The organism is Huintestinicola sp. (genome assembly GCF_050874005.1).
Lineage (GTDB): Bacteria > Bacillota > Clostridia > Oscillospirales > Ruminococcaceae > Huintestinicola.
Map to the genome: position 1 here is coordinate 26,612 of NZ_JBNMJV010000013.1, position 12,866 is coordinate 39,477.

Here is a 12,866-nt window from a genome sequence, read left to right on the forward strand (position 1 = left end):
GCAGGCTCAGCCTGCTAAATAATAATTCTAAAAAGAATATTATTTGTGCATTTTTTGTAATGTGTCATTAAAGCCGTTGACAATTACCTTTTTATTACAGTATATCATATATTTTTTTTATTGTCAATGGTAAGAATGTATAAAATGCAGGTATGGCCAAACTGCCTTATTTTCCCGTTTATCTCGGCAGTTTAAGGAAAAAATGGGCAGGAGGGACTTTGGTGATTTTGCCTATTTTTTTGTTCGGAATGTGTCGAAATATTCCGCATCGCTTTCGGAAAATGGGGTGTCGAGATAAACGTAGTTGAACTCACGCACAATATCCCGTCCCTTTATTTTAAAGCTTCCGAGCCTCGGGTCATTTTCTCCTGCGGCACGGTATGCAAAGGCTATGCCGCCGTTTTCGGACAGAAGCTTTGAAGTAAGTCCGAAGCTGCTTATGACGCTTATTTTCTTAAATTCCGAAAGCGAGCGGTTCTGCTCGGTAAGAAGCTGCTCGAGTATCTCCCTTGTGCCGCTTCCTTCTTCACGGACAAAAAGGTGCTCTCTCATTGCTTCCTCAAGGGTGACTTCCCGTCCCGCAAAGGGGTGGTCTTTTCCGCATATCCCCACAAAAGGCTCCCTGCGGTACAGCTTTGAAGCGTATCGGCTGCGGTCAAAAAAGCCCTCTATCACCGCAAAGTCGATTTTCCCCTCGGACAACGCCCGAAGCAGGTTTTCCGTATTGTCGATGTTTACGGAAATGCGGTTTGTTTCCTCTTTAAGAAAGCTGCCGATATGCTCTGCTATAACGTATTCGCCCACAGTTTTGGTGGCTCCTATGGATAGCTGACGGCAGCTTTTGTCCGCAAGTGCCGTTTTCAGCTTTTTCTCCTGATAGTAAATGTTCTCGGCGTATTTTTTTAAAAGCTCCGCTTCGGCTGTCATTTTAAGGCTCTTTCGGTCATAGATGAACAGCCTGCAGCCGTAGTGATCCTCGAGGTAATGGATATGCTGGGTAACGGCAGGCTGGGTCATATTAAGCTCCTCGGCGGTCTTTCGGTAATTCATCAGCCTGCATAGGGTCAGAAAGGTCTCTATCCGCACATCTATCATAACAAAAACTCTCCTATGATAAATTTTTCTTATCATCTGATATCAAATGATAATTTGATTTTATCACAAGTCTATGATAAAATCAAGATATCGGAACAAATAATATTGTTTAAGGAGAGATTTTTATATGAACACCGTCAAAAAAATAGTTGCTCTGCTGCCGGGCTTTGCTTTAGCCCTTGTGATTGCGGCAGCCGCAAAATTTATAGAGGGTCTGCTGCCCGTTCATCTTATAGGAGCCTCGGTCATCGCACTTTTCATCGGAATGATAATAAACGGTATCCGCCGCCCTGGGGAGAAGTTTGAGCCGGGACTTAAATTCACATCAAAGAAAATGCTGAAATTCGCCATTATCCTTCTGGGCGCAAGCCTTAATATTGCCGTTGTGCTTGAGGTGGGAAAGCTTTCCCTCTGCGTGATGTTCTTCACCCTGCTCACCTGCTTCGGAGTGGGTCACTTTGTGGGCAAGGCTCTTAAAATCAACTGGAAGCTCTCAAATCTCATTTCCGCAGGCACGGGAATATGCGGCGGCTCGGCAATTGCGGCAATTGCCCCCGTAATTGACGCAGACGACAATGACATTGCTTACTCAATGTCTGCAACCTTCCTCTTTGATATGGCTATGATAGTGCTGTTCCCTATTCTCGGCAGGGCGATGGGGCTTTCGGATATGGCATACGGCTTATGGGCAGGCACCGCCGTTAACGACACCTCCAGCGTGGTGGCGGCAGGCTATGCATTTTCAGAGGCGGCGGGAGATTTTGCCACGATGGTAAAGCTCACCCGTACCCTTTCAATTATCCCCACGGTCATTGTATTTGCGCTCATAAGCGCTCACATCAAGCGGAAAGAAGCGGCTGCAGAGGGCGGTGAAAGCGTCAAGGCAAAGCTCCACATAACAAAGATACTTCCCCTCTTTATCCTGGGCTTTATAGGTCTTGCGGTAATAAACAGCGTCGGACTTATCCCTGCGGCAGTTTCCCACGGTATGAAGGAAATAAGCAAGTTCCTTATGATAGCGGCTCTCGGGGCTATTGGGCTTGGAACAAGCTTCAAGGATATGAAAAAATCGGGGTTTGCTCCTATGCTCCACGGCTTTATCATCTCGGCGCTGGTGGTCATTGTGGCTATTGCTGTGGAATATTTTATGGGCGTTGTGTGATATGATTTGTCTCTCTCCTTTGCAAAGGGGGAGAGATATTTTTTTTGACAATAAATTGGAAAAGGAGAATTTTAGAATAGAGAATAGAGTTAAATAGTAAATAAAGAAATTTAAAGAATGAAATTTAAAGAATAAAGAATAGAGAATAAAGAATAAATAATAAAGAATACGGGAGGGAAGGGAGAGCATAATATAAGTAATAATTTGGGGCAGCTTATTTGTATCGTTACCGAGCCGTCAGTTTGCTGCCCCAAAAAATTACAGAACGAGCGGCTGCAGGCTCAGCCTGCCTGCCGGGAGGAGATATGAGACGAAGCTATAAAAAATACCTTGCGCCGGGGCTTCTTGTCTTTCTGGCTCTGGCGCTGCTTATCCGACCCGATGATGTTATGGGGACGGTTTCGCTGATATTTTCCGCTGCTGCCCCCTTTATCACGGGTATCCTGCTTGCGGCGGTCATTGACCCTGCGGTATGCCGCTTTGAGGGCTTTTTTGGCAGGAGAATGAACAAAAAAGCCGCCCGAGGAGCGGCTATAGTTCTTGTATATCTCATAATTTCGGGAGTTATCGCCGCCGCAGGTGTGCTTATACTGCCGAAGCTTTGGGAAAGCGCCGCTCTTTTTGTTAACAGCGTTGACGGCTATTACAGCGATTTCCGCAGGCGGTATGAAAGCGGTGCGGCGCACACTCCCGCTCTCGTAAAGCTCCTTGACAGTCTTATTGAGCAGATATCCCTTCGTCTGCCCGGATTTTTTGACCGTACCTATAAGGTCACGGCGGATTTCCTGAAAGGTGCGGCTTCCTTTCTTGTGGGAGCGGTGCTGTCGGTATATATCCTTGCCCAGAAGGAACAGCTCCTCGAGTTTGTAAGCTCGGCGGCAAAGGCGGCATTATCCGACGGGACATACAAAAAAGCCGCCCGTGTGATATCCGCTGTAAACTCCTGTTTTGTGAGCTTTATAGCGGGTCAGCTGTCGGAAGCGGCTGTGCTCGGTACTCTCTGCTTTATGGGAATGGTGCTCTTCGGCTTTGATTATCCTCTGCTCATAAGTGCTATAATTGCGGTTACGGCTCTTGTGCCTGTGGCAGGGGCTATTGCGGGAGCTATACCCTCAGCGCTGATACTCTTTCTTGTAAAGCCCTCCTCAGCCCTGTGGTTTCTTGTGTTCATCATAATACTCCAGCAGCTTGAAAATAATTTTATCTACCCGAAGGTGGTGGGAAAGAGCGTGGGTCTGCCGCCTATACTCATTTTAGCGGCTATTATCGCAGGTGCGGAGCTTTGGGGAGCGGCAGGGATAATGCTTGGCATACCTCTTGTGTCGGCGGCGTACACCCTTATCAGGGAGAAGATAGAAAGCCGGAGAGGCAGGGGAGCTTAATCTTTAGGGTTTGAAGTTTCGGGATATCTCTGCTTGGAGTCGGTAACGCCGAGGATATAGTCCACGCTTACGCCGTAAAACTCGGACAGGGTGACAAGGTGCTCAAGGGGTATATCACGGCGTCCGATCTCATAATGTGAATAGCTGACCTGAGAGCATTTGAGCAGGGCTGCAATTTCCCTTTGGGTATAGTCGTTGTCCTCACGGAGCGCTCTCAGACGTTCGGCTGCTATGTAGTTCATATAGAATGGTTCAATCCTTTCAGCGAATTACGCTTTTTCTAAATATAATCATATATTTTATATTATAACTCATTTTTTCCCTTAATTGGGATTATAAAACAAATTGGAATAAAAAAATTGTCGAAAAAAGTCAGATAATATAAATTTAAAAATATTTTTACAGAATATTATTACTTTATTGGGAGAATGCAGAAAAGAAAGAATTAAAAAATAAACAAAAACATTTGACATTTTATGATAAATATGGTAAAATATTTTTATAGGCTTTATAATAAATAAAGCTTGGGAGAATGAAAGGAATGTTTGAAATGAAGAATGTGAAGAAAACGATTGCAGGGCTTTGCGCTCTGACTCTGACGATGGGGCTTACTGCCTGCGGCGGAGACGGCGGCTCGCAGGAGCAGACTACGGAAGCCACTATGGAAACCACCACTCAGGTCACAGTTGAGATCAACTCGGAAACTCTGGCAGAGGACGACCAGAAAACTCTCGATGAAGTGGCTGCGGAAAATCTCCGTGACGTGGAGCTGGAGAACAAGACCATCAAGTGGCTTGCTCACTACGACCTTAACCCTTCGGGCACAGGCAACTCCGAGTCCGTTCCCCTTAACCTTTTCAAGAGCAAGTACGGCGGTGAGGTAAAGTGGTATCCCACCACCTGGAACAGCCGCTACTCCGACCTTTCCACAAGCGTTCTGGGCGGCGAGGGAATAGACTTCTTCCCCTGCGACACCGCTGCGCTCCCCAAGGGCGTTATCAACGGAATGTTCCAGCCGATAGACGAATACATAGATATGGACTCTCCTCTCTGGACTGATATGAAGCCCGCTATGGAGATATACAATTTCAACGGCAAGCACTACGAGCTTGTTAACAGCGTTTCCGCAGAGCAGATAGTCCTTTATAACAAGCAGACCATTGAGGAGCAGGGCTTTGACGATCCCTGGGAGCTTTACAAGTCCGGCGAGTGGAACTGGGATACTTTTACATCTATGCTTGAAAGCTTTGTTGACCCCGATAATGAACAGTACGGTCTTGACGGCTGGTTCAATGAAAAGGCGCTTCTCCTTTCCGCAGGCGTTCCCTCCGTTTCCTCTGTTGACGGTACTCTTACCGTTAATCTGAGCGACCCCACTATCGAGAGAGCGATGAACTGGAGTTATGAGCTTTACAGCAAGGGACTTGTTTTTGACCTTTCCCTCTATGACTGGAATATCCAGCCTCAGTTTATGGGCGAGGGCAAGGAGCTTTTCTACATTGTAGGCTCCTGGGACGTTCAGGCTAATCCCGATACCTGGGCAACACAGATATCTCCCGATGATCTGGGCTTTGCTCCCGTTCCTTCTCCTGCAGGCTCCGATCCTTATCAGTCTGCAACTCTGGACGGCTGGGTAATATGCAAGGGCGCTGCTAACCCTACAGGCGTTGCTCTCTTTGCCGAGTGCACACGTCTTGCAAACACCAATGACGAGGCTATCGCTATCGGCGATCAGAAGCTCAGAGACGACTACCAGTGGTCCGACGAGCTTATCGCACGCAACAAGGAGATAAACGAGCTTGCTGCCAAGTATCCCGTTGTTGACCTTGCTACGGGAATTTCTTCCGATGTTGCTTCTCTTACCACCGACGGCGGCTCCGAGATCGGTCTGCGTGCCGCTTTCCACGGACACGAATGGGCAACCACAAGAGACGAGATAAACGATGTAGTTACTATGCTCGTTCAGGAGGCTGACGATCAGATAAAGCAGCTGGGTTAAAATCGTTCGTTTTCAGACTGCACATATCCGCCTGCCGATGCGCTTTAAGGCGTATTGACAGGCGGTTTTTTATCTGCATTATTCAGCTGTCAGCTGTAGAAATCTGCCGCATTTTGTTTTATAATGATGTAAATAACTTCAGAAGGAGAGATCATTATGAAATACTGTTCAAAATGCGGTCAGGCAAATGATGACAACTGCCAGTTCTGCTCCAAGTGCGGAGCTTCATTAAATGGAGAAGATAAAGAAAAGCCCATAACTGTGATCAATAAAAATTCCTATCATTGGGATCCTATACGCATAATCCTTGCTATTCTTCTGATAGGCATTATGATCGCTGCATTTGCGATAGAGGGCTGATGAAGAAAAATATCCCGGCTGCCGCAGTTTCCTTCGGAGCATATCTTATAAACCGTGCGTTCAGGAACGGAGTCGGCGAGGGAGCGCTGAAATATTTCCTGTGCTGCTATTTTAATGATATCGTTGGAAGCGTTACATTTATGTCGCTTACAAATATTATCCTGCTGCTCCTCGGATTTCGGGGGATAAACAAGCTTTTGTACATTGAAGCTTTGCTTCTTGGGGCGGGGATATTCTGGGAATATGCCGCACCTCTGTTTCGGAGCGATACGGTCTCAGACCCCTTTGATATACTTGCATATCTTCTGGGGGGAATGATATACCGGCTTGCGGTGGTCAGACGGAAAAGCTCCGAAGAAATACGTCCGTAAACTTACTCCGATTTTACAAAATAATAATTGCATTGCCCGAAAAAATGTGGTATAATTATTTTTAAGAGCAATGCTTTTTTTGTCATTGCGGATAATATAAATACAGCGGAGGTAATCTTAAAATGGGTAAGGCTCTGATAATCGGCTGCGGAGGCGTGGCAAGCGTTGTTATTCACAAGTGCTGTCAGAATTCCGAGGTGTTTGAGGAAATTATGATAGCGTCCCGCACAAAGTCCAAGTGCGACGCTCTTAAAGAAAAGCTGCAGGGGCAGACAAAGACAAAAATCTCTACCGCTAAGGTGGACGCTGACAAAGTAGAGGAGCTTGTGGCTCTGATGAAGGAGTTCAAGCCCGACATCTGTATCAATGTGGCTCTTCCTTATCAGGATCTTACCATAATGGACGCCTGCCTTGAGTGCAAAGTGGACTATGTGGACACCGCAAACTACGAACCTGAGGACACAGCAAAGTTTGAATACAGCTGGCAGTGGGCATACCGTGAGAGGTTTGAAAAGGCAGGTATCACAGCACTTCTCGGAAGCGGCTTTGACCCCGGCGTAACGGGCGTATTCTGCGCTTATGCACAGAAGCATTACTTTGACGAGATACACTACATCGACATTCTCGACTGCAATGCAGGCGACCACGGTTATCCCTTTGCCACAAACTTCAACCCCGAGATAAATATCCGTGAGGTCTCCGCAAAAGGCTCCTATATCGAGAACGGCAAGTGGGTGGAGACCGAGCCTATGGAGATAAAGCGAGTTTACAACTTCCCCGAGATAGGCGAAAAGGATATGTATCTTCTTCACCACGAGGAGCTTGAGTCACTTGCTCTCAACATCAAGGGCATCAAGCGCATACGCTTCTTTATGACCTTCGGACAGTCTTATCTTACACATCTCAAGTGCCTTGAGGACGTGGGTATGACCTCTATCGAGCCTATAAATTACAACGGTATGGAGATAGTTCCTCTCCAGTTCTTAAAGGCTGTTCTTCCCGACCCCGCAAGTCTGGGCCCGAGAACAAAGGGAAAGACCAACATTGGCTGCATTATGCAGGGTGTTAAGGACGGCAAGCCTGTTAATTACTATGTTTACAACGTATGCGTTCACGAGGAATGCTATGCGGAGGTAGGTTCTCAGGCTATTTCCTATACCACGGGCGTTCCTGCTATGATCGGTGCTATGATGGTTATGACGGGCAAGTGGAAAAAGCCCGGCGTTTACAACATTGAGGAATTTGACCCCGATCCCTTTATGGACGCTCTGAACAAGTGGGGTCTTCCCTGGAAGGAAAGCTTCGACCCCGAGCTGGTTGACTGATAACATAAACTGTAAGCCGAAAGCGGCGGAGTTTGCTGCGCTTTCGGCTTTTTAATAAAAAATTTACAAATGATGTGACAAAATTTCCCTGCGGCTGTTGTTTGTTTTGTAACGAATAACATCGGGAGGTCTTTAGTATGAATATCGCTAAGAGTTTTATCCCTGCAGCAATGACGCTTTTTGCGGCAATGCTGCTTCTCTCTGCCTGTTCCGCTCGATCGGAAACTTCTGTGACGGAAAGTGTCACCGATACCGAAAGCGTTACCGAGACGGAAAGTATTACCGAAACGGAAACATCGGCAGAAACGGAAGAGGTCACAGAGAGCGTTTCGGAGACCGAATGGCAGGACCCTGCGCTTTTGCCCGTAAAGCTGTCGGAGCGTGATATCTCGGGATATACTGTAAGCGGTTTTGTTTCCGTTTACGACGAGGAGACCAATACAAGGACAATGTACGTGGGAGATATAACCGATGAAGAGGATATCTTGGCGGTAAAGGAGTTTATCGCTCTTACCGAAGCCCTGTCTGCGGTTGACGCTGAGAAATTTTACGATGTTAACGTCAGCTGCGATGATGTGTATCTCACATTGACCGACGAGGCGGGAAACAGGTATGCATACAAAGAGGCAAGGTTTACCGAAAACGGAGCGTCGGCGTCATATCTTATCCGAAACTCGGGTTACGGCAAGGACACTCTCTGTGTGCGCTCGGAGGGCGGCGAGGAATATTCACTATACTCCCTTATGGAAAGGCTTATTGCAAAGGAGGAGAATGTTTCGGAACGTGAGGAATACGATGTAAGTGACTATACGGTGGACATTGCGCTTATCACCGAATACAGAAACTGGGCGTGGGGATATCAGCACAGCGGCAAGGTCATTGATATGAGCGGAAATGTGTATTCCTATGATTTTGGTGCGGAAAACTATAACGGAGAGGAGATCGACTCCGATGAAAAGTTTGTCTCTGCGCTAATGGAAATATGCTCTGAGGGAGAGCCTGACGCCTCCGACAGCAGCGTCAAAGATACTTTGAAAAAAATTCGTGAGCTTGCGGACGGGGCTGACAGGAAAGCTAAGATGCTATCCGAAAGCGCCGCCTGCGATGCGGGGCAGCATACCATTTACGCTGTGACCTCGGACTACAAGCTTGTGACAATTTGCTCGGACGGGGACAGCATTATTACAAGCACCGATGAAAATGCTCTCGAGATACAGAGATTTTGCGGTGAAATGGGAATACACTGATTAAAGGCGGAGAAATTTAAAATGAACTTTGAACTGACACGCATTACCGAAGCTGATTTGAAAGAGTTTAAAGAAATGGCGATGGAAGCTTTTCAGAAGGGCTTTGAGGATAAATTCGGCAGGACAGAAAAGACTGTTCTGCCCGAAAAGGATATTGACCATTCTTTGAACGCAAAAGGCTCTGCGGCATACAAGGCTGTTGTTGACGGAGAATTTGTGGGCGGTGCTGTTGTGGTTATTGATGAAGAAACGGGGCATAATCATCTTGATCTGCTTTTCGTGAGCAGCGTAGTGCAGAGCAGGGGTATCGGCAAGGCGATATGGTATGAGCTGGAAAAACGGTATCCCGAAACCAAGGTGTGGGAGACCTGCACGCCCTATTTTGACAGAAGGAACATTCACTTTTATGTTAATGTCTGCAAGTTTCATATTGTTGAATTTTTCAATGAGAAGCACCCTATGCCCGACACTCCCGAGGATTTTATCGGTGACGGCAATGAGGGAATGTTTGGATTTATAAAGCAGATGTGATTTATTAACGCAAGGAAAGGTCAAGACTATGAAAATTTACTTTACCCGACACGGTGAGACCGAATGGAACAGCAGGAACATCATCTGCGGAAGGACGGACATTGAGCTGAGCGAAAAGGGGCGTTTACAGGCAAAAGCGCTTGCTGACAGGCTTGCGGCAAAGCATAGGGATATTGATATGATAGTCTGCTCGCCGATGAAACGGGCGAGGGACACGGCGGGTTATGCGGCTTCGGCTCTTGGCATAGAGCCTGTTTACGATGACAGGCTCAGAGAATGGGATTACGGCAGCTTCGAGGGCAAGCCCCGTGACGCAGAGGGCTTTCTCGAAAGCAAGCTGGAATTCGGCTGCCGTATGGCAGGGGGCGGCGAGTCGGTTTTTGACCTTGTGAACAGGGTCTACGGGCTTATCGACGAGCTGTATGAGAAATATCCCGATAAAAATATTCTGCTTGTTTGTCACGGCGGTGTTTGCAGGGTCATTGAGACTTATTTTCGTGATATGACCCGTGAGGAGTTTGCTCATTTCTTTATGGGCAACTGCGAACTTAAATGGGGAGAAAAATAATAAAGCTTTTTACGATTTCCCGGAAAAATTTTTCGGGAAATTTTTATTTTGCTATTGACAATCAGAAACAGATGTGCTATAATGAAAAATAGTGAATTATCGGATAATGGATTTTGGCATTAAAGAATAAATAAAAAAGAATAAAGCTTTGAAAGGACGGTATACATATGACAATATCTCTTAACGGACAATGGACTCTCTTTGATATAAACGAACCCGAAAAGCTTCGTATCCCCGTATCGGTTCCCGGCTCGCTGTATTCGGCAATGCTCAGAGAGGGTCTTATGGACGACCCTTATTACCGTGAGAATGAATACATTTCAACGGATATTTCCGACAGGGACGTGGCTTTTGAACGGAGCTTCGATGCTGATGATGAGATGATGGCTTCGGACAGGCTGCTGCTTAAATTTTACGGCATTGACACTCTTGCCGAGATAGTTCTGAACGGAACTGTCATCGGTACGGCGGAGAATATGCACAGGGAATATGTTTTTGATGTTACGGACATTATCAGACCTGTTGGCAATGTGCTGAGGGTGAATATCTTCTCTCCCCTTAAATTTATCCGTGAGAAGAATGAAAAGGAGCCGCTCTGGGGCGTGGCATCAACTATTGCGGGATATCCTCATATCCGAAAGGCGCATTATATGTTCGGCTGGGACTGGGGTCCCAAGCTCCCCGATATGGGCATATGGCGTGACGTGGAGCTTATCGGCGTTAAGGGCGGAATTATTGACGGGGTATATGTAAGGCAGGATCACAGCCGGGTAAGCGAGGGCGTTGTTGGACTTAGCATTGAAGTGACCGCAGGCAGGAAATGCTCCGAGGAGCTGTCAGTTAAGGCGGTTATCACGGCTCCCGACGGAATGGAATATGAAATGTCCGCAGAATTCGGTGAAGAGCGGAAGGCTTGCCTTTCCTGCGATATAGAGAATGCAGAGCTTTGGTATCCTCACAATTACGGCGCACAGCCCCTTTATGCTCTTTCCGTAAAGCTTTATGACAAGGGTGAGGAGGTTGATGTTCACTCCGAAAATATCGGTCTCAGGACGGTTACGGTGAGCCGAACTCCCGACAGCGAGGGAGACGGTGAGGAATTTGCTTTTGTGGTAAACGGCATTAAAATTTTTGCTATGGGTGCAAATTACATTCCCGAAGATCAGATAATTTCAAGGTGCAGCGCCGAAAAGACCGAAAAGCTTTTAAAGCAGTGCGTGATGGCAAATTTCAATATGATACGTGTCTGGGGCGGCGGATATTATCCCGATGATTATTTTTACGACGCCTGCGACAGGCTGGGGCTTCTTGTTTGGCAGGACTTTATGTTTGCCTGCTCTGTGTACCGTGCGGACGTGGATTTTTGCAGCAATGTTAAGCACGAGGCTGCCGACAATATCAAGCGTTTGAGAAATCACCCTTCGCTTGCAATGTGGTGCGGAAACAATGAGATAGAGTCTATGTGGCAGTACTGGGGCATTGACGCTGACCCCGAGTACAAGAAGGATTATCTGAGACTTTTTGAGGCGCTTATCCCGAAAGTGCTTGAATTTTACGACCCTGTGACATTTTATCACCCGTCCTCGCCTTCCTCGGGGGGAGGATTTAACGACAGCGGTGCGAACAACAAGGGCGATCAGCATTACTGGGCGGTATGGCACAGCTTAAAGCCCTTTACCGATTATTACAGCTACAAATTCCGCTTCTGCTCCGAATACGGTTTTGAGTCGATACCGTCAATACGGACTGTGCGGAAATTTGCCGAGGAGGGGGATCTCAATCTGATGTCTCCCGTAATGGAGGCGCATCAGAAGTGCGAGGACGGTAATGAGAAAATTATGTATTACCTTGCTCAGATGTCTCATTATCCTTACACCTTTGAGGGGCTGGTTTATGCAACTCAGATGGTGCAGTCGGACGCTGTGCGGTTAAATGTTGAGCATATGCGCCGAAACAGGGGCGTTTGTATGGGTTCGCTTTACTGGCAGGTGAATGATTCAAATCCCGTTATTTCCTGGTCGTCCATAGATTACTATCACCGCTGGAAGGCGCTTCATTACAATGCTCGGAAATTCTATGCGCCCGTTCTCATTTCCGCTGACGGGGAGGACAAGGATAATATTCGTTTGAATGTTTCTTCGGAGAGACGTGAGGAATTTTCCGCTGTTATCAGGTGGCGCTCACGTATGAACACGGGCGATGTTATTGCTCAGGGTATGGAAAATGTGGTCATAAAGCCGCTTTCCGCCGAGGATCACATTGTTCTCACTCCCGAAAACACGGGCATTGCCGCCGATATGAGAGACAGGGCTTACATTGAATACACCATTATGGAAAAGGGCATCAGACTTTCTTCGGGAACCTTTATGTTCGTTCAGCCGAAGGGCTTCCGATTTATTGACCCGAAGCTTTCGGTGGCTGCTGCGGATATGGGCAACAAGTTCAAGATAGTGGTTTCCGCAGAAGCTTTCGCAAAGAGCGTTTGTCTTGAGTTTTCGGGTGGTGACTGCCTTTTCTCGGACAACTGGTTCGACCTTCACGGGGACACGGCGGGAGTTTATGTGAGCAAAGCAAAGCTCCCTGCGGGCATTTCGTCCGAGGAGCTGGCGAGAAATATTAAGGCGGTTTCTTATTTTGAGGCTTTGGAATTGGAAAAATAATATTTTGTGTTTAAATTGAAAGTGCGGCGCTGGGCAATGCGCCACGGGCGCATTGTGTTAAGGGTTGCGAGCTAAACACAATCCCGGAGAGAGGGGAATAGGTCTTGTTCCAAGCCCGCCCTCTATCGCAGGGCGTCCCCTCCCCCAAAACAGTCCACAGGACTGT

12 protein-coding genes are annotated in these 12,866 nt (G+C 47.2%); 10 read left to right on the forward strand and 2 right to left on the reverse strand.

What is annotated here, in order from left to right; all coding sequences use genetic code 11:
- Window positions 1–231: 231 nt before the first annotated feature.
- A complete protein-coding gene (locus tag ACR0QN_RS06175; RefSeq protein WP_432650324.1) occupies window positions 232–1,131 on the reverse strand; it encodes a LysR substrate-binding domain-containing protein in 900 nt (299 codons plus the stop codon).
- Between the two features lie 91 nt (window positions 1,132–1,222).
- Here ACR0QN_RS06175 and ACR0QN_RS06180 point away from each other — a divergent pair, with 91 nt between their 5' ends.
- Both ACR0QN_RS06180 and ACR0QN_RS06185 read left to right on the forward strand, forming a co-directional pair.
- Complete coding sequence (locus tag ACR0QN_RS06180; RefSeq protein WP_432650325.1) at window positions 1,223–2,257, forward strand: YeiH family protein; 1,035 nt, start codon at window positions 1,223–1,225, stop codon at window positions 2,255–2,257.
- Between the two features lie 305 nt (window positions 2,258–2,562).
- The gene (locus ACR0QN_RS06185; RefSeq protein ID WP_432650326.1) at window positions 2,563–3,639 is read left to right on the forward strand and encodes an AI-2E family transporter; all 1,077 of its coding nucleotides are present in this window, start codon (window positions 2,563–2,565) and stop codon (window positions 3,637–3,639) included.
- Here ACR0QN_RS06185 and ACR0QN_RS06190 read toward each other — a convergent pair.
- Window positions 3,636–3,881 carry a helix-turn-helix domain-containing protein gene (locus tag ACR0QN_RS06190; protein ID WP_432650327.1) on the reverse strand — a complete coding sequence of 82 codons (246 nt, stop codon included), beginning with the start codon at window positions 3,879–3,881 and terminating at the stop codon, window positions 3,636–3,638. The two genes, ACR0QN_RS06185 and ACR0QN_RS06190, sit on opposite strands and share 4 nt — an antisense overlap.
- A gap of 308 nt (window positions 3,882–4,189) precedes the next feature.
- Here ACR0QN_RS06190 and ACR0QN_RS06195 point away from each other — a divergent pair, with 308 nt between their 5' ends.
- The 8 genes from ACR0QN_RS06195 (at window position 4,190) to ACR0QN_RS06230 (ending at window position 12,700) form a co-directional block, all read left to right on the forward strand.
- Complete coding sequence (locus tag ACR0QN_RS06195) at window positions 4,190–5,638, forward strand: ABC transporter substrate-binding protein (RefSeq protein ID WP_432650328.1); 1,449 nt, start codon at window positions 4,190–4,192, stop codon at window positions 5,636–5,638.
- Between the two features lie 156 nt (window positions 5,639–5,794).
- Entirely contained in the window at window positions 5,795–5,998 is a 204-nt protein-coding gene (locus tag ACR0QN_RS06200; protein WP_432650329.1) for a zinc-ribbon domain-containing protein, read from the forward strand.
- Window positions 5,998–6,369, forward strand: coding sequence for a hypothetical protein (locus ACR0QN_RS06205; RefSeq protein WP_432650330.1), 372 nt, complete (start codon window positions 5,998–6,000; stop codon window positions 6,367–6,369). Before ACR0QN_RS06200 ends, ACR0QN_RS06205 begins: the two co-directional genes overlap by 1 nt.
- A gap of 122 nt (window positions 6,370–6,491) precedes the next feature.
- Window positions 6,492–7,694: a saccharopine dehydrogenase C-terminal domain-containing protein gene (locus tag ACR0QN_RS06210; protein ID WP_432650331.1), complete on the forward strand. Its 1,203-nt coding sequence runs from the start codon at window positions 6,492–6,494 to the stop codon at window positions 7,692–7,694.
- A 137-nt stretch (window positions 7,695–7,831) separates the two neighbouring features.
- Window positions 7,832–8,941, forward strand: coding sequence for a hypothetical protein (locus ACR0QN_RS06215; RefSeq protein ID WP_432650332.1), 1,110 nt, complete (start codon window positions 7,832–7,834; stop codon window positions 8,939–8,941).
- Window positions 8,942–8,962: 21 nt separating this feature from the next.
- On the forward strand, window positions 8,963–9,472 hold the full coding sequence (locus ACR0QN_RS06220; protein WP_432650333.1) for a GNAT family N-acetyltransferase: 510 nt from the start codon (window positions 8,963–8,965) through the stop codon (window positions 9,470–9,472).
- Window positions 9,473–9,500: 28 nt separating this feature from the next.
- Window positions 9,501–10,040, forward strand: a complete 540-nt coding sequence (locus tag ACR0QN_RS06225; protein ID WP_432650334.1) for a histidine phosphatase family protein — start codon at window positions 9,501–9,503, stop codon at window positions 10,038–10,040.
- Window positions 10,041–10,207: 167 nt separating this feature from the next.
- Entirely contained in the window at window positions 10,208–12,700 is a 2,493-nt protein-coding gene (locus ACR0QN_RS06230; RefSeq protein ID WP_432650335.1) for a beta-mannosidase, read from the forward strand.
- Window positions 12,701–12,866: the final 166 nt, after the last annotated feature.